This window comes from Novosphingobium sp. LASN5T, assembly GCF_003856955.1.
Classification (GTDB): domain Bacteria; phylum Pseudomonadota; class Alphaproteobacteria; order Sphingomonadales; family Sphingomonadaceae; genus Novosphingobium.
The window spans coordinates 15,513-35,381 of record NZ_RQSI01000012.1 but is presented as its reverse complement, the minus strand read 5'-3'; the positions used below and the strand labels follow the sequence as shown (position 1 = coordinate 35,381).

Below are 19,869 nucleotides of genomic sequence, written 5' to 3'. Positions count from 1 at the left end.
GCGGGCTGAAGCGGCCGTAGCAACTCTTCTCGCCGATGGAAGGGCGGCCTCGGCCACGATCATCGCCTCACGCGCGTTTTCTGCAACTGACCGGCTTCACATTGCATCTCGTCAGCCGGCCCGACTCGTTGTAATTCGTTTACAAACGAACTAATTGGCGAGAGCGAGATTTCCCATGAACCATCGACGCATCCTGACCGGCTCCCTGCTGCCCTTTGCCCGCAATTGGCGGAGAGCGGTGGACTATGCGTTGCGCCCGTTCGGCCTGTCCGAATCCCTGGGGGCGCCGCTGATCTACCTGGGGCGCTCCGGCGGCGGGCTGAGTCAGAACGAGCTGGCCGAGCGCAGCGGGATCGGCGGGCCGGCGCTCGTGCGCGTGGTGGACCGGCTGGTGGCGATGAACCTGATGACGCGCCACATCGACGAAGAGGACAAGCGCCTGCGCCGGCTGCATCTCACGGCCAAGGGCGAGGCGCTGGTGTTCCAGCTTGAGGAAGCGCTTGACCGCCTGCGCGACGTGATCATGGCAGACGTGACGGATGAGGACGTGACGGTGTTCCTGTCGGTGGTCGACAAGGTTGGTGCCGCGCTCGACCGGCTCGATCTGGCCAGCGCCTTCCTGTCAAACGATGAGGGAGCTGGCGCTTGAACGCGCATGCTTCCCGCATGGTCTTTTCGCTCAACAGCTTCGCGGCGGCGGTGCTGGCGTTGTTCATCGCGCTGGGGCTGGGGCTGATGAATCCCTACTGGGCGGCGATGACGGTCTATATCGTCAGCCAGCCTCAGGCCGGGTCGGTCCGTTCCAAGGCGCTTTATCGTGTGATCGGAACGGTGGTGGGCGCGGCCGTTGCGGTCGGCGCGGTGCCGTTGCTGGTGGACGCGCCGGAACTGCTCAGCCTGACGCTGGCGGTATGGGTCGGCCTGTGCCTCGCCATCTCGCTGCTCGACCGCACGCCCCGCGCCTATGTGTTCATGCTGAGCGGCTATACCGCCGCGCTGATCGGCTTCCCTTCGGTCAGCGCGCCAGGCACGGTGTTCACCACCGCCGTGGCCCGCGTCGAGGAAATCTGCCTTGGCATCACCTGTGCCACGCTGATCCACAGCGTGGTGTTGCCGCGCGGCATTGCCGGCACGCTCGAAGCGCGGATCGACGGGTTCCTGCACGATGCGCAGGCCTGGGTGCTGGATGCGCTGGCCGGCGTTCACGATCCGCACAACCGCGATGTCCACAAGCTGGCTGGCGACATCACCGAATTGCACATCCTGGCCACGCATCTGCCGTTCGACACGTCGCATTACCACGATCGCAGCCTTGAGGTGGGCAAGCTGGCGGAACGTATGGCGATGCTGCTGCCACTGGCGCAATCGGTGGGGGACCGGCTCGATGCGTTGCGGCACGGGGGGGGCGTGCTCTCGCCCGCCAGCGACCGGCTAATTGCCGATGTGAGGGCGTGGGTGGTTGCGGCGGATACGGCTTCGCTCGATCTCGCCGCGGCGCTATCCCGGCGCGCGCGCGGGCTGGAGCCGGTGTTGGGCGAAATGCCGTCCGATGATGAATTGCTGCGCGCCAGTTTTCATGCGCGGCTCGCGGAAATGATCGAGGCCTGGCGCGATTGCGCGGTGCTGGCGCGGCATTTGCGCGATGGCGGAACTGCACCGGCGCCCTTGCGCGCGGTGCTCGCCGACGAGCGCGCGCGCCGGCTGCACCGCGATTACGGCATGGCGGTGTGGTCGGGTCTCACCGCGAGTTTGGCGATCCTGCTGCTCTGCGGGTTCTGGATTGCTACGAGCTGGCCCGATGGCGGTACGGCGGTGATGATGGCGTCGATCTTCGCCAGCTTCTTTGCCGGGATGGATGATCCCTCGCGCGAGATCAACAAGGTGGCGATCTGGTGGAGCTATGCCACCGTCGTCACCGGCATCTACCTGTTCGGCATCGTGCCGCAGGTTCACGATTTCTCCACGCTGATGCTCGTGCTGGCGCCCACGTTCCTAGTCATCGGCTATTTTATGGCTATTCCCCGATGGACCATGCGGATGGTGCCCCTGGCGATGGGGATCAACGGCACGCTGGGCATTCAGGAGGGCTTCTCCCCCAGCTTTGCCGGTTTCGTGAACAGTTCGCTGGCCTCGGTCGTGGGCGTGCTGACAGCCTCGCTGGTGACTCGGCTGGTGCGATCGGTGGGGGCCGATTTCTCGGCGCGGCGGATCGTCCGCCTCGCCGAACGGGATCTTGCCAGCCAGACGCGGACCGAACCGCCGCTCGCGGTGCCGGCCTGGACCGGGTTGATGGTGGACCGCGTGGGCCTGCTGGGCGCGCGCGTGGCGGTGCGGGGCGATCCGGACGATCTGGTGGCGCAGACGCTGCGGACGATGCGGGTCGGTCTCAACCTGTTGACGCTGCGCCGCGTGGGGCCGCCGCGCGCCGATGCGCCGGCCGTGGGGCGCCTGCTCGATGCGCTCCGCCGCTACTGGCGCGGCCGCGGCGAGGGCGATCTGCACGCCCGGATTGCCGAGGCTATCCGCGAAGTGGCCGCCACGCCACCCACGCCTGCCCGGCGCGAGGCGCTGCTGGCGCTGACCGGGCTGGACCGCACGCTTGTTCCCGCAGACGTCAGGACCGAAGCCGCATGACGCCCGAACTGCATCTTTACGGCGTGTTCTTCCCGCACCTGTTCGCGACTGCGGCGGTGGCGCTGGTCCCGTTCCTGTTCATCCAGATCGCGATGCGGCGGTGGCGGCTCTACCGCTTCGTCTGGCACCGCTCGCTGTTCGAGATCGCGCTGTTCGTGGCGCTGACCGGCGCCGTCTCCGGCCTTCCGCTAACCTTCATTCACTGAAACTCCTTTCCCATCAGGCGAACCCCAAATGTCTCCCCGATCCCTTGCTCCTGCCTCGTTCCGGCCGATCCTGATCGGCATCCTGCGCGTTGCCATCACGCTGGCGGTGGTCGTCCTGGCGTTCGTGGCCGGGCGCGCGATGTGGCAGCGCTACGAGGTCGATCCGTGGACGCGCGATGGCCGCGTGCGCGCCGATGTCGTCAAGGTCTCGTCCGACGTGCCGGGGCTGGTCACACGCGTGCTCGTCCGGGAGAACGACCGCGTGACGAAGGGGCAGGTGCTGTTCGAGGTGGACACGCCCCGCTACCGGCTGGCGCTGGCCCAGGCGCAGGCCGCCGTGGCAAGCGCGCAGGCGACTGCCGCCGACGCGCATTCCCAGTTGCGCCGCGCACGGATGCTGGGCGATCTCGTCTCCGCAGAGGAGCGCGAGGCGCTGGAAGCCAAGGCGGAGACAGCGAGCGCCAGCCTTGAGGCGGCGCGGGTCGCGGTCAACGTGGCGCGCCTCAACCTGGAGCGCACGCTCGTCCGTGCGACGGTGAACGGCTACGTCGCCAACCTGCTGCTCAAGCCCGGCGATTATCTGGCCGCTGGCGCGCAGGGGCTGGCCGTGGTCGATGCCGATACGATGTGGATCGACGGCTATTTCGAGGAAACCAAGCTGCCGCGCATCCACGTTGGCGATCGCGCAAGGGTGTTGCTGATGGGCGAAACCAGCCCGATCGAAGGGCGGGTGGAAAGCATCGCGCCGGGCATCGACGATCGCGAGCGGACCAATGCCAGCAACCAGCTGGCAAGCGTGAATCCCACGTTCAACTGGGTGCGGCTGGCGCAGCGCGTGCCGGTGCGGATCGCGCTGGTCAGGGTGCCGCAGGATATCCGCCTGATCGCCGGCAGGACCGCCACCGTCGACGTGATCGATGGCGCCGGGCGCACCGTCCATGCGGGAGGCCGGTCGTGAACCGGATCGGTTGCCTGACTCGCCTGGCGGTGCTGCTCGCGCCCACCCTGGTGCTGTCCGCTTGTGTGCATGTGCCGATGGAGCGCGACCGGACCCAGACCGCGCTTTCCGAAGCGCCGGCCGCCAATGCGCCCTTCGTCAGCATGGACAAGGGACCATTCCGGGATGATCCTGTGCCGGGCCAGTGGTGGAAGCTCTACGACGACCCCCAGCTCGACGGTCTGATCGAGGAGGCGTTCAAGGCGAACACCGATTTGCGCGTGGCGGCGGCGAACATTGACCGCGCCAGTGCCATGATCCGGCAGGCCCATGCGCAGGGAACGGTTCTGGCGAACCTCAACGCCGGGGCGACGGTCAACCGCGATCCGGTCGCCTTCGAAAGTTTTCAGGGTTATCCGCTGGTCAGCGGCGGTGCTTCGCTCACCTACGATTTCGACGTCGGCGGGCGCATCCGCAGCCTGACGGCTGCGGCCGGGCATGACCGCGATGCCGCGCAGGCCGCTTACGACCTGACCCGCGTCAACGTGGCGGCGGGCGTGGCCGGGGCCTATGCCGATGCCTGTGCTGCGGGAATGCTGCGCGCGCGGGCGCAGCATAGCCTTGGTCTGCTGCGGCGCAATCTGGACTTCACCAACCGGCTGATCGCGGCTGGACGCGGAACGCCGCTCGATCGCGACAACGCCGAAGTGCTGGTGGCGCAGCTGGAGGCGCAGATGCCGGGATTCGATACAGCGCAGGAAAACGCGCTGTTCCGGCTGGCGACGCTGCTGGGGCGTCCGCCGGCCGACTTTCCCAGGGAGATCCAGACCTGCGTGCAACCGCCGCGCGTGACCAGCGTGCTGCCGGTGGGCGATGGTGCCGCCTTGCTGCGGCGCCGGCCCGACGTGCGCGCGGCGGAGCGAACGGTCGCGGGTTCGCTCGACCGGATCGGCGTGGCGCGATCGGAGCTCTATCCCACCGTGCGCTTCGGCGCTTCCGTGGAGGACGTCAGCCCGTTCAAGTTTCCGGGAACACCGCGCGGCTTCTCGTTCGGCCTGGGGCCGCTGCTGTCGTGGACTTTTCCCAACCGCAAGATCGCCCATGCCGAAATCGCGGCGGCCGAAGCCGAACGCGATGCGGCGCTGGCACGCTTCGACGGCGTGATGCTGGGCGCGCTGCGCGAGACGGAAAGCGCGCTGACCACCTATGCCCACGAACTCCAGCGCAACGCCTCGTTGCGCGAGGCGCGCGACAAGGCGGCGGCGGCGCTGGCCAAGGTCCAGCGGATGCGCGCGGCCGGGCGCGAGAACGCGCTGACCGGGCTGGACGCCGCGCGCACGCTTTCGGCGGCGGAAATGACGCTCGCGACATCGGACGCCGCGCTTGCCAGCGATCAGGTGGCGGTGTTCCTCGCGCTGGGCGGTGGCTGGCAGGCCGACGCAGTGTAATCAGGCGCTTGTGATCGCGCGGAGGTGCCGCCGCACACGTTCTGGATCGGCGATGCGCGCCACCGCGCTGGCCGATGCTCCAAGGCCGCGCAAGCCCAGCGCCAGCATGTCGGCAACGAAGCCGGCCGCGTGATCGACCGAGGCCCGTTGCACCACGCTGCTGGCCATGACGATCTGGCAGCAGCCCAGCCAGTAAAGCACGCCCGCCCGCCCGCCTTCGGGTGAAACGAGGCCGTCGGCCAGCGCGGCGCGCATGTCTTCCAGCAGGCCCCGGTTGAGCGGGTGATCCTCGACCACGGTGCCGGAGGAGGACCGGGTCAGCACGGCCGCGCGCTTGGGCTCGGCCAGGGCGAAGGCGGCGGCGGCGATCATGCCTCCGGCCAGCCGTTCCAGCGGATCGGCGATGTCGCGATTGGTGCGCCCCACCAGGGCTTCCACGTCAACGCGGATCGCGCGCGAGATCGCTCCGGCGAAATCGTGCTTGTCCTCGAAATGGTTGAAGAACGATCCCTTGGCGACGCCGGCTGCGGCGACCACTTCGTCGATGGCGATCGCGTCCACCGGGCGTTCGGCCAGCAGTTCCAGCCCGGCGGCGAGCAGGGCGGAGCGGGTGCGCGCGGCGCGGGGGGAAAGCGTGGGTTCGATCATGGTCCGGTCCATCAGCGCTCTTGACCGTTTGGTCATTCATGATATTTGACTAAAAAGTCAAGTTTGAGTCGCGGCCTTCAGACCGCGGCCGGACAGAGGATGCCGGGAGACGATGGCGATGAGCATCATCCGCGTCGAGGATATTGCCCACGTGCGCTTTGCCGCGCCCGATCTGCAAGCCATGCGCGCCTTTCTGGAGGATTTCGGACTGGCCTGCTTCGAGCAGGATGGGCGGCTCTATGCCCGGGGCGAGGATGGTCGGCCGTTCCTCCATGTGACCGAACCGGGCGAGCCTGGCTTTCGCGGCGTGGGCTTCCGGGCGGAGCGGATCGAGGATCTGGAAGCGCTGGCGCGTGCCGAAGGCTTGGCGGTTGAACCGCTCGATGAACCCGGCGGCGGCTCGGTCGTCCGCCTGCGCGATCCCGATGGTTTCATGGTGGAAGTGGTGGCGGGCCAGTCGAAGGAATCGGAAAGCCCAGCCATGGCCGATCCCGTGCGCAACACCGCCAGTGCGAAGCCGCGCTTTCGCCAGCTCGTGCGGCTGGAAGGCGGGCCGGCGCACGTCCGGCGCATCGGCCATTGCGTGCTCAACGTGGCGGATTTCCGTACGTCGGAGGCGTGGTACAAGCAGCGTTTCGGCTTCCTGACGTCGGACGAGGTGGAAGCCGCGCCGAACCTGCCGCTGGGCGCGTTCATGCGCTGCGACCGGGGCGACAAGCCGGCCGATCACCACACGCTGTTCCTGGCGCAACTGCCGCAGAAGCCGGGCTTCCTGCACGCCGCGTTCGAGGTATCCAATTTCGACGACCTGATGCTGGGGCACGCGCACCTCAAGGCGCGCAAGCGCACGGCGGCATGGGGCGTGGGCCGGCACATCATGGGGAGCCAGATCTTCGATTATTGGAAAGACCCCTGGGGCCACGAACTCGAACACTGGACCGATGGCGACTTGCTGACGGCGGCCGATCCGCCGCAAAAGATGCCGTTCGCGAGCCTGCTGGCGGTGCAATGGGGCAGCCCGCATCCGATGCTGGCGGGGCGTATGGCGCCGAAGCCTGGGGTACTCGCCTTCGTCATGGCCCTGCAATTGCGCATCCGGCGGCTGTTCCGCCGCAACCCGAAAGGACAAGCCGCATGAAACTTGCCAGCTATCACGCCACCGATGGCGCGATCCGCACCGCGATCGTGGTGGACGAAACGCTGATCGATACCGGCATCGCCGGATCGATGATCGATCTGATCACAAACTGGGATGCGGTGAAGGATGGGCTGGCCGCGAAGGCCGCCGCGGGCGGTGGCGTCCCGCTGGCTTCGGTGCGGCTGGCGTCGCCCGTGCAGCGGCCGGGCAAGATCTTCGCGATCGGCCTCAACTATGCCGATCACATCGCGGAATCGAACATGGGCACGCCCGAACGGCAGGTATGGTTCACCAAGGCGCAGACGTCCGTGAACGGGCCGTTCGATCCCATCCTGATCGCAAAGGGCACGGTCACCAACGACTACGAGGTCGAACTGGTCGCCGTGATCGGCAAGGGGGGCAAGCATATCCCGGCGGACAAGGCGGCGGAGCATGTGTTCGGCTATTGCGTGGGCAACGACGTGACCGAGCGCATGTGGCAGCACGCCGGCCCGCAATGGTCGCTTGGCAAGAGCTTCGACACGCACGCGCCGATGGGGCCGTGGCTGACCACCGCCGATGACGTGTCCGATCCGCACGCGCTGGGCATCCGCTGCTTCGTCAATGGCGAGAAGCGGCAGGATTCGAACACGCGGAATCTGGTGTTCAACCTGTGGCAGCAGATCGAGCATCTTTCGCAGGCGATGACGCTGGAGCCGGGCGACGTGATCTTCACCGGCACGCCCGGCGGCGTGGGCGCGGCAATGGACCCGCGCCAGTTCCTGAAGCCCGGCGATGTGGTGCGGTGCGAGATCGATGGCCTTGGCGCGATCGAGGGCACGATGGCGGCGGAGGGCTGAGCCGATGGCCGCCGCCGCGATCCACGAATGTGACGTTCTCATCGCCGGCGGCGGCCCGACCCGCGTGACTCTGGCCCTCCTTTTGGCCCGGCAGGGCGTTTCGGTGATTGTCGCGGAGAAGGAAGCCGAGGTCTATCCGCTGCCGCGCGCCGCGCATCTCGATCACGAGATCATCCGCGTGTTTCAGGAAGTGGGCGCGGCGGAAGCCATCGTCCGTTCGAGCCGGCAATCGAGCCGCTACGATTTCCTCAACGCGGCGGGAGATATCCTGTTGCGGTTCACCGGATCGGACCGGATCGGGCCGGGTGGCTGGCCCGCCGCGAACATGATCCACCAGCCATCGGTGGAGCGGGTGTTGCGGGACAGGCTGGCGGATTACCCGGCGGCCCGCCTGGAGACGCGCTGGGACGTGCTGTCGTTCGCGGAAGACGCCGATGGAGTGATCGCCCAGATCGACACGCCCGATGGCCAGCAGGAGGTGCGCGCGCGCTATCTGGTGGGGGCGGACGGTGCGCGCAGCCCGATGCGCAAGGCCGCGGGGATCGGCTTCGAGGATCTTGGGTTCGAGGAACCCTGGCTGGTGGTCGATACCATCGTGCAGGACTTTTCGCGCCTGCCGCCGGTGAACCTCCAGATCTGCGATCCGGAACGCCCGACCACTTGCGTCCTGATGGGCGAGGGGCGGCATCGTTGGGAATTCATGATCAGGCCGGGGGAAACGCCGGAGGAGATCAGTGCGGACGCCACCATCGCGCGATTGATGGCGCCGTGGAAAGTGGATGGTGCGGTCACGTTGGAGCGCAAGGCGGTCTATACGTTCCGCGCCCGGATTGCGGAACAGTGGCGCAAGGGCCGCCTGCTGCTGGCGGGCGACGCCGCGCACCAGACGCCACCTTTCGCCGGGCAGGGCCTGTGTTCGGGCATTCGCGACGCGGCGAACCTTGCCTGGAAACTGGCCGCGATCCTCCGCGATGGCGCGCCGGACAGTCTGCTCGACAGTTACCAGCCGGAGCGCGAGCCCAACCTGCGCGCGACCATCGGCATGGCGATCATGATGGGGCGCACGGTCTGCATCACCGATCCGGCAGCGGCGGCCGAGCGCGACCGGCAGATGCTGGCAGCCCGCGCGGCAGGCCAGTCGCCCGATGGAGCGCCGGCCTATCCGCCGCTTGATACCGGCGTTGTCCTGGCGGGAAGCGCGGGTGCCGGCAGCTATTTCCCGCAGGCGACTGCCGACGGCGCGCGGCTTGACGATGCGCTGGGAGCCGGGGCGTGGCTGCTGGCGCGGGGTACCGCTGCCGGGGAAGAGGGCATTCGTTCGGCGGGACTGGATGATCCTGCGCTCGCCCCGTTCCGGCAAGCGCTGGAAACATGGCTGGATGCGCATGACGCGCCGGCCGTGCTGGTGCGGCCGGATCGCTACGTGTTCGGCACCGGCGATGCCGCCGTGCTGGCGCAAGCGTGGCGGAACGCGGTTTCCGCCGGGGGATAGGCCGACGCGCAAAAAAGGAGGCGGATTGCTCGCACATTTCGCTTAATCGGCGGGGCCTGTCGACGTAGTGTCCGGCGCATGAACTCGTTATCCAATCGCTCGCTTGTCGACATCGATCGCGACAACCTGATCCATCCCGTCGTTTCGTTTCGCGGCCACGAAAAGCACGGGCCGCGCATTCTGGAATCCGGGCAGGGCATGTGGCTGACCGATATCGATGGCCGCCGCATGATCGATGCGTTCGCCGGGCTGTGGTGCGTCAATGTCGGCTACGGGCAGGAAAGCCTTGTCGAAGCCGCGACCGAACAGCTCCGCAAGCTGCCCTACGCCACAGGCTTCTTCCACTATGGCTGCGAACCGGCGATCCGGCTGGCCGGAGAACTCTGCGCGCTGGCGCCGGAAGGGCTGGATCATGTCTATTTCACGCTGGGCGGATCGGACGCGGTCGACAGCGCCATCCGCTATATCGTGCATTACTGGAACGCGGTGGGGCAGCCGCAAAAGAAGCACTTCATTGCGCAGGTGAACGGTTATCACGGGTCGAGTAGCCTCGGTTCCGGCCTGACCGCGCTGCCGCACTTCCACCGCAATTTCGATCTGCCGCGCCCGTGGCAGCACCATATTGCTTCGCCGTTCCCCTATCGCCACCCGGAAGGGCACGATCCGGCCGCGCTGATCGCCGCCAGTGTCGGTGCGCTGGAGGCCAAGGTCGCGGAACTGGGCGCGGAGAACGTCGCGGCGTTCTTCTGCGAGCCGATCCAGGGATCGGGCGGGGTTATCGTGCCGCCGCGCGGCTGGCTCAAGGCGATGCGGGAAGCCTGCACGCGGCTGGGCATCCTGATGGTGGTGGACGAGGTGATCACCGGCTTCGGCCGCACCGGGCCGATGTTCGCGAGTCTGGAGGAAGGCGTCTCGCCCGATCTGATGACCATGGCGAAGGGGCTGACCTCCGGCTACGTGCCGATGGGTGCGGTGATGATGGCCGATCACGTCTATCAGGGGATCGCCGATGGTGGCGCCGAAGCCCTGCCGATCGGCCATGGCTATACCTATTCGGGCCATCCGGTCAGCGCCGCCGTGGCGCTGGAATGCCTGCGGCTCTATCAGGAAGGCGGGCTGCTGGCGAACGGGGTGGACGTGGGCGGCACGTTCGCCGCCCATTTCGAGCGGTTGAAGGACCATCCGCTGGTAGGCGACGTGCGTTCGCGCGGGCTTCTCGGCGCGATCGAACTGGTTTCGGACAAGCAGGCGCGCACCAATTTCGCGCCGGAGCTTGATGTCGCCGGCCGGCTTGCGCAACTGACGTGGGACAACGGCGTGATCGTCCGCTGCTTCGCCAACGGCGCGATCGGCTTCGCGCCGGCGCTGTGCTGTTCGCACGACGAGATGGACGAGATTTTCGCGCGGATCGACCGCACGCTGGACCAGTTGCTGGCGATGCCGGATATTCGCGCCGCGATGCGTTAGGCGCCTGGTTCTAGGCGGCGGCCCTCGCCCGCGTATCGCTGCGGAACGAGGCGGCGGTGGCGATGCCCAGCACCACGAGGCTGCTGACCAGTTCGATGCGCGCGCTGGGGCTGAACGCCATCGCGCCCAGCACCGCGAGGATCGCCCCGGCCGTGGCATAGCTGATGTAGGGGTGCAGCCACATGCGGATGGGCGGTGCCACGCCTTCCTGTTGGTTGCGGTTGCGCAGGCGCACCTGCGCGAAGCAGACGAACAGGTAGATGAACAGCATCAGCGCGCCCGAGGCGTTGACGAGGAAGCTGAACACCAGTTCCGGCGAAAGCACCGAGGCGGCGAGCGCGAGATAAGCAAACAGGCTGGCGAAGATGGTCGAGCGCGCGGGCACCGAGCGCCGGTTCAGCGCGACGAGTGCGCGGGGCGCATCGCCCTTTTCCGACAGCACGAACAGCACGCGCGAGGTGACGTAGAGCCCCGAATTGAGGCACGACAGCACGGCCACCAGCACCAGCAGGTTCATCATGTCGCCCGCGTGCGGGATGTGCATGTAATCGAGCGCGGCGGCGAAGGGGGACTTGCCCGGCACGATCGAGGTCCACGGCACGACCGAGACGATCAGGCCGATCGAGAGCAGGTAGAACAGCAGGATGCGCAGCGCCACGCTGCCGGTGATGCGCGCGATGGTCTTGGCGGGTTCCTGCGATTCCGCAGCCGCCACGGTCGCGATCTCCGCGCCGCACAGCGCGAAGATCACGCTGGTCACGCCCGCGATCACCGCGCCCCATCCGTTCGGCGCGAAGCCCCCGTGCGAGACGAGGTTGGCGAACGTCGGCCCGGTGGGCGAGGTGATGCCGCTGGCCCACAGCCCGGCGATCAGGATGAAGGCTAGGATCGCGCCGACCTTGGTCAGCGACAGCCAGAACTCGAACTCGCCATAGGATAGCGCGGACATCAGGTTCACCGCCGTCAGCCCGGCGAGAAGGAACACGCCGATCGTCCACACCGGCAAGTCTATCCAGCCGTGCAGGATCACCGCCCCCGCGATTGCCTCGATCGCGACCACCACCACCCAGAAGTACCAGTAGAGCCACCCGCAGACGAAGCCGGCGCGATGGCCCAGACCGATGCGCACCAGTTCGGTGAACGATCCGGCGCCGGGGTGCTGGCTGGCCATCTCGCTCAACATGCGCATGACCATCAGGATCACCAGCCCGGCAATGCCGTAGCTGACGATCACCGCCGGCCCCACGCGCGCGATGGAGGTGCTGCTGCCGACGAACAGGCCCGCCCCGATGATGCCGCCAATGGCGATCATCGAGACGTGGCGGGATTTCAGGGCGGTGCTGAGGCTGCGCGGGTTTTCAGCGGACACGGAGTCTCCGGGAGGGTCAGGGCGGGGGATGCGCCGGTCAGCGCTGGAACACGAGCTTGCCGCCCAGGAACGTCATGTCAACCTGCCCCGCCAGGATTGTCTCGGGGCTGGCCGTCAGCGGATCGAACGGCAGCACGATCAGGTCGGCCAGCTTGCCCGGCTCGATCGTGCCCTTGGTCTTCTCCTCCCACGAAAGGTAGGCGCCATTCGCGGTGTACATGCGGATCGCGTCCTCGCGCGGGATCGCCTCGTCCGCACCGTGAACCTGCCCGCTCGGCCCCTTGCGGGTGATCGCGGCGTAAAGGCCCACGAACGGGTTGACCGGAAGGTTGTCGCTGCCGAACGCCATGAACAGGCCGAACTTCTTTACCGGCGTGGTCAGCGGGTTGTTGTGCGCCAGCCGCCAGTCGTCGAGCACCTGCATGTAGCGGTCCTCCAGATTGTAGAGGAAGTTCGGCTGCTGCGCGATCATGATGCTGTCGCGCTTCATCGTGGCCATCGTCGCGTCGGGCGGCATGATCGTGAAATGGTCGGTGAACCAGCGGCGGTCGGCCATCGGGTGCGCCGGATCGGGAATGGCGTTCAGCGCTTTGTCATAGGCCTGGATGGTCTGGACGATGGCAGCATCGCCGATGCAGTGCAGGCCCATCTGCCAGCCGAGGCGGGCAGAAGTATCCACCATCTCCTGCAATTCCGCGTCGGTATAGCGCCCCTTGCCACGGAAGCCGGGCTGGCCCTTGTAGTCGGCGAGCAGCCAGGCGGTCGGCCCGGTGAAGCCGCCGTCCACCGCGTTCTCCCCGATTGCGCCGAGCCGGACGTGCTCGTCGCCATAGCCGGTGTGATAGGGAAACGCCTTCAGCCGCTCCGCGCCGGGGTAGATGATGTACATCGTAATACGCGGCAGTTGGTCGCCCATTTCGGCATAGATTTCGCGCGCGCGGCGGAACGTCATGTTGGCGCCGGCCCACGAGGCGCCGGGATCGGTGCCGGCCGCGCCGCCCTTGCCGACGGGTTCGTCGTCGATCGTGCCGCTGGCGTCATGAAAGCTGGTGATGCCGAGCGAGAGGATGTTCTTGAGCCAGCCGATATAGGCCGGGCGCATCGATTCCCAGCTGGGCGTGGGGATGAATGCGCTGACCAGATCGAAGCGTTCGCGGATGATCCCGTTGGGTTCGCCGGCCGCGTCGTGCTCGATCAGACCGCTCTTGGGATCGGGCGTGGTGCGATCGATCTTGGCAATCTTGAGTGCGGCGGAATTGCTGACCGCCGAATGCGCGCCGGCGCGCACCAGCATCACCGGGTTGTCCGGCGTGGCCGCGTCAAGGTCGGCGCGCGTCAGGTTGCGCTTTTCGGCAAGGTTCGATTCCTGCCAGCCATAGCCGGTGATCCATTTGCCGGGGCCGAGTTGCGCCGCCTTCTTGCGCAGCATGTCCTGCACTTCGGCCACGCTGTGCGCGCTCTGGACGGCAATGTCGTTCGGCGCCATCGGCTTGGGGTGCAGGTGCGTGTCGGTGAAGCCGGGCATCAGCGTGCGGCCGGCCAGGTCGATCGTGCGATCGGCCGTGTAGCGATCCGCCAGTTCCTCGCCCCCCACGGCGACGATGCGGCCATCGCGGACGGCCACCGCCGAGCGGACCGAGAACGAGGGGTCGACGGTAAGCACATGGCCGTGGCGCAGCAGGAGATCGACCTTCTCCTTTGCCAGGGCCGGCGCAGCCCATGCCGCGGTGATCGCCAAAGCCGTGCCGAGCAGGCGCAACCGCTGCCTTGTCAAATGCGTCATTTCCCTATGCCCCCGTCTCGCGCTCAGAAACTGAACACCAAAAAACTGAACAACTGTCCGGAATGCTATCAGCATCCGCGCCCCGTTCAATCCACCCGTCCACCTTTGTTTGCCGTCCGCGCATTCCCGTTTGCCCGCGAACGAATGGTTGCCATTATAGGCAGGCGTTGCCATAGGCGCCGGCCGCTTCCCGACCCCGTTGCAAAGGAATCCTCCATGGCCACTGGCACGCCCACCGCGCGCGCTGTCGGCATCGACTTCGGCACCACGAATTCGGTCATCGCCACGACGGCCGGCGCTGGGGAGGCGGGGCTCGTCCGCTTCGACGCGCCCGACGGGACCAGCGCGGTTTTCCGTTCGGCCCTGTGCTTCTGGGAAGATAGCGCCATGCGCGGCGGGCTGGCGCACGAGGCCGGGCCGTGGGCCATCGCCGAATTTCTCGACATGCCCGATGGCAGCCGCTTCATCCAGTCGTTCAAGTCCGTTGCCGCCAACGCCCTGTTCGAACACGCCACGATCTTCGAAAAGCGCCTGCGGTTCGAGGATCTCGGCAAGGTGTTCCTGGAACACCTGCGCGCCCGTTCCGCCGGCGCGCTGCACGATCTGCCGGAACGGATCATCGTCGGCCGCCCGGTGCGCTATGTCGGGGCACGACCCGATCCCGCACTGGCGCGCGCCCGGTACGACGCGATGTTCGCGCTGCTGGGGCGCGAGGTACACTACGTGTACGAGCCGATGGGCGCCGCCTTCAGCTTTGCCGCGCGTCTCACCCAACCCGCGACGCTGCTCGTGGCGGACTTCGGCGGCGGCACCAGCGACTTTTCCATCGTGCGGGTGGAAGCGCCGGGCGCGGCGCAGCGGTGCGTGCCACTGGGATCGGCCGGTATCGGCATCGCCGGGGACCGGTTCGACTACCGCATCATGGACCATCTTGTGCTGCCGATGCTGGGCAAGGGCGGCACCTATCGCTCGTTCGACAAGGTGCTGGAAATCCCGGCCGGGCACTTCACCGATTTCGGCGACTGGTCGCGCTTGGCGCTGATGCGCAACCGGCGGACGCTGGAGGAACTGGAGCGCCTGCGCCGCGCTGCCAGCGATCCGCAGGCGATCGGGCGGATGATCGCGGTGGTGGAAAACGAGCTGGGCTATCCGTTGTACGATGCGGTCGGCCGGCTCAAGCGCGCGTTGTCGAGCGAGGAGCAGGCGACCTTCCGGTTCGACAGCCCGGCCCTGAAAGTGCAGGCCGACGTTAGCCGCGCGGATTTCGAGCAATGGATCGCGCCCGATCTGGCCCGGATCGGCGAAACCGTGGATGCGGCCCTCGCCAGCGCCGGGCTGGCGCCGCAGGACATCGACCATGTGTTCCTCACCGGCGGTTCCTCGCTCATTCCCGCCGTGCGCCGCCTGTTCACCGAACGGTTCGATGCGGGGCGCATCGATAGCGGCGAGGAGCTGACCTCGATCGCGCACGGGCTTGCGCTGATCGGGCAGGAGCCCGATCTGTCGATCTGGACGGTGAAGGACGAGGAACCGGCATGAGCGTGGCATTTCGCAGGGAAAGCGATGACGAGCATCTCGAACCGACATTCGAGATCCCGATCCCGCCCGGTCCCAATCTCGTCACCGCGCGGGGCCTGGCGCTGATCGCCGGCAAGGTGGCCGAGCTGGAGGCGGCGCTGCTGCCGCTGACGGACGAGGCGGAGGTGAAGAAGGTGCGGCGGGAACTGCGGTACTGGAGCACCCGTCAGGCGACCGCGCAACTGGCGCCGCAGCCCGGTGGCGCCACGGTGGAGTTCGGTTGTACCGTGACTTTCGCGCTGCGGGGCAAGGCGAAGACGATCACCATCGTCGGCGATGACGAGGCCGCCCCGGCAGATGGGCTTGTCTCGTTTTCCGCGCCGCTCAGCCGCGCGATGATGGGCGCGGAGGAAGGCGATTTCGCGGACTTCGGCGGCGAGGCCGATGCGATCGAAATTCAGGAGATCCGCGTTCCGGCTGCTTGATCTCCTGCGGAAAGGCAATCGCTGGCATCATTTTGCGCTTGGCTAACCGCGCCGCATGGCCCACGCGTCCGCGGCCGTTCCCGATTGCCGAGAGTTTCCCGTGCTGCAAAGTCTGTTCGCGTGTCTGCCGATCCTGGGACTGGTCGCTCTCGGCTTCGGTTTCGGGAAAGTGGCTCGTCCGGGCGTCGAGGGCCTTTCCGCGATCAACACGGCGGTCATGTACCTGTTTTTTCCCGCGCTGCTGTTCAAGGTGGGGGCGGATACCGATTGGCACGCGGTGTTCGAACCGGGGTTCCTGCTGGCCTTCGGGGGCGCGGCAATGCTGGCCTTCGCCCTTTCGCTGATGGTGCTGCGGCGCCTGTCCCCGCACGACCGGTCGGGCGCGATCGTCGGGGCGTTGAGCGCGTCCTATGCCAACACCGCGTTTCTCGGCCTGCCTCTGGCCGGGGCCTTGCTGGGGCAGATCGGAATTTCCGCCGCGATGCTGGCCAGCATGATACTTCTGCTGACGGTGGTGGCGGCCGCGCTGGTGCTGCTGCCATCGCAGGACGGCAGGGCTGGGCTTTCGACCAAGCTGGCGGGCGTGACGTTCCGCAATCCGCTGGTCGTCTCGGCGGTGTTGGGGATCGGCTGGTCCCTGCTGCGCCTGCCGATGCCGGTGCCATTGCACGATATGCTGTCGCTGCTGGGCGGCGCGGCGACGCCTTGCGCGCTGATCTCGGTCGGTGCGGCGATGGCGGGTGCGCGGATCGCGGGATCGCTGGCGGTCTGGATGGTGGTGTCCGGCAAGATGGTGCTGCAACCGGCGCTGACCGCGCTGGCGGCGCATCTATGCGGATTGCCGCCGGTGTGGACCAGCGCGGCGGTGTTGCTATCCGCCCTGCCGACGGGGGCGGTGCCCACGCTGCTGGCGCGGTCCAATGGCGTGGACCCGATGGGGCCGGCGCAGGCGTCGGCGATCACCACGCTTCTTTCGGTGGCGGCAACGCCGGTGGTGTTCGCGCTGTTCCCGCCCGTGTGAACGGTCAGGCGAGCAGGGCGGCGAGGTCGATGTCGGCCAGCGTCGCGAACTGCACGTCGGCGCGGGGCAGGGGTGTTTCGCCGATGCCGATCGCGCGGAAGCCGGCCGCGCGGATCGCCTCGATCCCGGCCGGGGCATCCTCGAAGCCGATCATCGCTTGCGGCGGCAAGTCGAAGGCCCGGGCACAGGCCAGGAACAGGTCCGGCGCCGGCTTGGGCAGGTGATCGGCGGGATCCGCGATGAACTCGAACGCCTCGGCCACGCCCAGCCGTTCCAGCAGGGCGGGAGCATTGCGGCTGGCGGAAGCGAGGCCGATGCGCAATCCACGCGTGGCCGCTTCATCGAGCAGCGCGGTCGCGCCGGGCAACAGGGCGTCCGCCGTCAGCGTGGAGATCGCATCGACGTAGAAGCCGTTCTTGCGCGCGGCCAGGCGCTCTATCTCGTCGTCCGGCAACGCGCGCTGCCCCAGCTTCAGGATGTGCCGCAGCGAATTGATCCGGTCGACGCCCTTCAGCGCTTCGTTGTCCTCGGCGGTGAACGGGATGCCGAGTTCGTCCGCCAGCCGCTTCCAGGCCGCGAAGTGCAGGGTGGCGCTGTCGGCGATCACGCCGTCCAGGTCGAAGGCGAGGCCCTTGATCGCGCTCATGCCGGCAGATCCAGCGTGACCGGCGTGGCGCCAACGGTCACCGTCTCGCCCCAATGGGACAAGGTCAGCGGTTCGCCTTCGATCGCATAGCGGGCCTTGCCGTTCGCGACCGTGAGCGTAACCGCGCGGCCGTGGAACCGCACGCCGAGTTCGTAATCGCCGGCGACGGGATGCGCGCGGGGGGAGAACGCCAGCGCTCCGTCGAGCGTCGATAGCCCGGCGAAGCCGAAGGCCAGCGCGTTCCAGCCACCGCCCAGCGCGGCCATGTGCAGCCCGTGCGCGGTATTGGCGTGGAGGTTGAGCAGGTCGGTCAGCACCGTGTCGGTCCAGTACCGCGCGGCGCGTTCGGTTTCGCCGGCCAGCGCCGCTGCCGCCGCGAAGCTGCTGGCGGAGAGCGTGGAATCATGGACGGTGAGCGCCTCATACACATCCAGCATCCGCTTGCGCATATCCGGCGCGAAGCGGTGGGGCAGCGTCGCGACGGCGAGCACCGCGTCCGCCTGCTTGCACACGCAATGGCGGTAGATGTGCAGCGGATGGTAGTGCAGCAGCAGCGGGAACTTGTCTGTTGGCGTGTCGCTGATCGGCCATGGCTGCTTGCCGAAAAACGCGTCATCCTGCGCGAAGACCTGCCGGGCTTCGTCGAAGGGCAGAAAGATCGTGTCGGCGGCGCGCAGCATGGCCTGCCGCTCCGCCGGGGAAAGCCCCGGATCGATGCCGTGGCGCTGTTCGAGCGAGGCGGCATAGCGCATGTGCTCGGCCGCCATCAGGTTGGTGTAGAGATTGTTGTCGACCAGCGCGGTGTATTCGTCCGGACCGGTCACGCGGTTGATCACGAAGGCATCACCGCGCGCCGGATCGTGCCAACCTGTCGCCAGCCAGATGCGCGCGGTTTCGGCCAGCAGCTCCGCCCCGCCCTCGCGCAGGATCGAGAGGTCGCCGGTGGATTCCACGTAGAGCCGCAGCGCGTGCGCGACATCGGCGTTGATGTGGTACTGCGCCGATCCGGCGAGGAAATAGGACGAACATTCGCGTCCGCCGATGGTGCGCCAGGGCAGCACCGCGCCCGTTTCGTGCCCCAGATCGCGCGCGTTCTGGCGCGCGGCGTCCAGCCCCGCCACGCGCCAGGCCAGCGCCGCGCGCGCCATGGCGGGCTGGGTATGGATCAGGAAGGGCAGGGCATAGGTTTCCGCATCCCAGAAGATGTGCCCTTCATAGCCTTCGCCGGTCTGGCCCTTGGCGGCGATGGAGCCGTGCCCGTCGCGGCGGACCGCCTGGGCGATCTGGAACAGCCCATGCCGCAGCGCGCCTTCGGCCACCGGATCGGCCAGGGCGAAGCGGGTTCCAGCCCAGATTGTGCTCCAGGCTTGCTCCTGTTCCGCCAGCAGGGCGTCGGCGCCGACGGCTGTGGCCGTGCCGACCAGCGTGCGGGCGCGCGCCGCCAGTTCGTCGGCGGGTGCATCGCTTTCGGCGACATAGGCGGTCAGCACCGGGATGCGCTGTGCCTCGCCCGCCGGGATGCGGACCTGCACCGGCGCGCTGCGGGCCACGGCCACGGTGAAGCCGCTCCGTTCGAGCCGGTCGGCGCGGCAGGGGAGGGGATCGGCGGGCACGGCCACTTCGTGCCAGGGGTCGGCCATCGCCTGCGTGATCCGCGGATCGTCGATATCCGCCGGCGGCGTGGCCAGCCGGGGGGCCTCGATCCCGCCGCTGATCGTCAGATCAATGGCACGCTCGCCGGCGACGACATCCACGACGCAGCCCGCCAGCGCCTGCTCCGCCATGCTGGCGAAACGGGTGAGCGTGATCGTCGCATCGCCGTGCCGCACCGTCTGGCGCAGCACGCCCCGCTTCATGTCGAGTTCGAGCGGCGCGTCGATTGCGATCGGCGTGCCGTCGATGCCGATCGCGATCTTCGTTCCGTCGGCAACGGAAAGGCGCACGTCGCCACCGCGCGGCAAGCCATGCGCGCCCTCGTGGTAGTCGATCGGTACCCGGTCATAGACGCCGTTGAGATAGACGCGCGGCAGATCGTCCGTGCCGGTTTCGGCGCGAATGCCGATGAAGCCATTGCCGATCGCGAAGATCGCCGGAACCTGCGGCCCCAGATCCAGCGGGGCGGCCAGGGTCCAGCCGTCGCGAATCATCCGGGCCTGCGAAAAGTCTGCGCGAGCCCCGTCGGCAGGGTGCATTCCATCTCTCCCATGGGTGCCTGAGGCGCCTACGAAAGCGCCGGAA

At 67.8% G+C, this 19,869-nt stretch carries 17 protein-coding genes; 12 read left to right on the top strand and 5 right to left on the bottom strand.

The genetic code is table 11. The features are described from left to right. Window positions 1-175: 175 nt before the first annotated feature. The 5 genes from EH199_RS09935 to EH199_RS09915 are packed head-to-tail and all read left to right on the top strand — an operon-like array spanning window position 176 to window position 5,225. On the top strand, window positions 176-649 hold the full coding sequence (locus EH199_RS09935; protein ID WP_124809104.1) for a MarR family winged helix-turn-helix transcriptional regulator: 474 nt from the start codon (window positions 176-178) through the stop codon (window positions 647-649). Further along, window positions 646-2,634: an FUSC family protein gene (locus tag EH199_RS09930; RefSeq protein WP_124809103.1), complete on the top strand. Its 1,989-nt coding sequence runs from the start codon at window positions 646-648 to the stop codon at window positions 2,632-2,634. The genes EH199_RS09935 and EH199_RS09930 overlap by 4 nt, the downstream gene beginning before the upstream one ends. Continuing rightward, window positions 2,631-2,840, top strand: coding sequence for a DUF1656 domain-containing protein (locus EH199_RS09925; RefSeq protein ID WP_124809102.1), 210 nt, complete (start codon window positions 2,631-2,633; stop codon window positions 2,838-2,840). The genes EH199_RS09930 and EH199_RS09925 overlap by 4 nt, the downstream gene beginning before the upstream one ends. A gap of 28 nt (window positions 2,841-2,868) precedes the next feature. After that, on the top strand, window positions 2,869-3,798 hold the full coding sequence (locus EH199_RS09920; protein ID WP_124809101.1) for an HlyD family secretion protein: 930 nt from the start codon (window positions 2,869-2,871) through the stop codon (window positions 3,796-3,798). Beyond that, on the top strand, window positions 3,795-5,225 hold the full coding sequence (locus EH199_RS09915) for an efflux transporter outer membrane subunit (RefSeq protein ID WP_124809100.1): 1,431 nt from the start codon (window positions 3,795-3,797) through the stop codon (window positions 5,223-5,225). Before EH199_RS09920 ends, EH199_RS09915 begins: the two co-directional genes overlap by 4 nt. Here EH199_RS09915 and EH199_RS09910 read toward each other — a convergent pair whose 3' ends face one another. Then, window positions 5,226-5,873, bottom strand: a complete 648-nt coding sequence (locus tag EH199_RS09910; protein WP_190287209.1) for a TetR/AcrR family transcriptional regulator — start codon at window positions 5,871-5,873, stop codon at window positions 5,226-5,228. 118 nt (window positions 5,874-5,991) lie between these two features. Here EH199_RS09910 and EH199_RS09905 point away from each other — a divergent pair, with 118 nt between their 5' ends. From EH199_RS09905 to EH199_RS09890, 4 genes are all read left to right on the top strand, one after another. Further along, window positions 5,992-7,011 carry a VOC family protein gene (locus EH199_RS09905; RefSeq protein WP_124809098.1) on the top strand — a complete coding sequence of 340 codons (1,020 nt, stop codon included), beginning with the start codon at window positions 5,992-5,994 and terminating at the stop codon, window positions 7,009-7,011. Beyond that, the gene (locus EH199_RS09900) at window positions 7,008-7,850 is read left to right on the top strand and encodes a fumarylacetoacetate hydrolase family protein (RefSeq protein ID WP_124809097.1); all 843 of its coding nucleotides are present in this window, start codon (window positions 7,008-7,010) and stop codon (window positions 7,848-7,850) included. Before EH199_RS09905 ends, EH199_RS09900 begins: the two co-directional genes overlap by 4 nt. A 4-nt stretch (window positions 7,851-7,854) precedes the next feature. Next, entirely contained in the window at window positions 7,855-9,342 is a 1,488-nt protein-coding gene (locus EH199_RS09895) for a bifunctional 3-(3-hydroxy-phenyl)propionate/3-hydroxycinnamic acid hydroxylase (protein ID WP_190287208.1), read from the top strand. Window positions 9,343-9,420: 78 nt separating this feature from the next. Further along, window positions 9,421-10,809, top strand: coding sequence for an aspartate aminotransferase family protein (locus EH199_RS09890; protein WP_124809095.1), 1,389 nt, complete (start codon window positions 9,421-9,423; stop codon window positions 10,807-10,809). Window positions 10,810-10,819: 10 nt separating this feature from the next. Here EH199_RS09890 and EH199_RS09885 read toward each other — a convergent pair whose 3' ends face one another. Further along, window positions 10,820-12,178 carry an amino acid permease gene (locus EH199_RS09885; protein ID WP_223806595.1) on the bottom strand — a complete coding sequence of 453 codons (1,359 nt, stop codon included), beginning with the start codon at window positions 12,176-12,178 and terminating at the stop codon, window positions 10,820-10,822. Between the two features lie 37 nt (window positions 12,179-12,215). Next, the gene (locus tag EH199_RS09880; protein ID WP_124809094.1) at window positions 12,216-13,961 is read right to left on the bottom strand and encodes an amidohydrolase; all 1,746 of its coding nucleotides are present in this window, start codon (window positions 13,959-13,961) and stop codon (window positions 12,216-12,218) included. A gap of 216 nt (window positions 13,962-14,177) precedes the next feature. On the opposite strand from EH199_RS09880, the gene EH199_RS09875 reads away from it, so the two are divergent. The 3 genes from EH199_RS09875 (at window position 14,178) to EH199_RS09865 (ending at window position 16,985) form a co-directional block, all read left to right on the top strand. Next, window positions 14,178-15,500 carry an Hsp70 family protein gene (locus tag EH199_RS09875; protein WP_124809093.1) on the top strand — a complete coding sequence of 441 codons (1,323 nt, stop codon included), beginning with the start codon at window positions 14,178-14,180 and terminating at the stop codon, window positions 15,498-15,500. Then, complete coding sequence (locus EH199_RS09870) at window positions 15,497-15,964, top strand: GreA/GreB family elongation factor (RefSeq protein ID WP_124809092.1); 468 nt, start codon at window positions 15,497-15,499, stop codon at window positions 15,962-15,964. The genes EH199_RS09875 and EH199_RS09870 overlap by 4 nt, the downstream gene beginning before the upstream one ends. A gap of 100 nt (window positions 15,965-16,064) precedes the next feature. Then, the gene (locus tag EH199_RS09865; RefSeq protein WP_190287207.1) at window positions 16,065-16,985 is read left to right on the top strand and encodes an AEC family transporter; all 921 of its coding nucleotides are present in this window, start codon (window positions 16,065-16,067) and stop codon (window positions 16,983-16,985) included. A 4-nt stretch (window positions 16,986-16,989) separates the two neighbouring features. On the opposite strand, the gene pgmB is transcribed toward EH199_RS09865, so the two are convergent. Both pgmB and EH199_RS09855 read right to left on the bottom strand, forming a co-directional pair. Then, entirely contained in the window at window positions 16,990-17,631 is a 642-nt protein-coding gene (gene pgmB / locus EH199_RS09860) for a beta-phosphoglucomutase (protein ID WP_124809090.1), read from the bottom strand. Continuing rightward, complete coding sequence (locus EH199_RS09855; protein ID WP_190287206.1) at window positions 17,628-19,823, bottom strand: glycoside hydrolase family 65 protein; 2,196 nt, start codon at window positions 19,821-19,823, stop codon at window positions 17,628-17,630. The genes pgmB and EH199_RS09855 overlap by 4 nt, the downstream gene beginning before the upstream one ends. Window positions 19,824-19,869 lie beyond the last annotated feature (46 nt).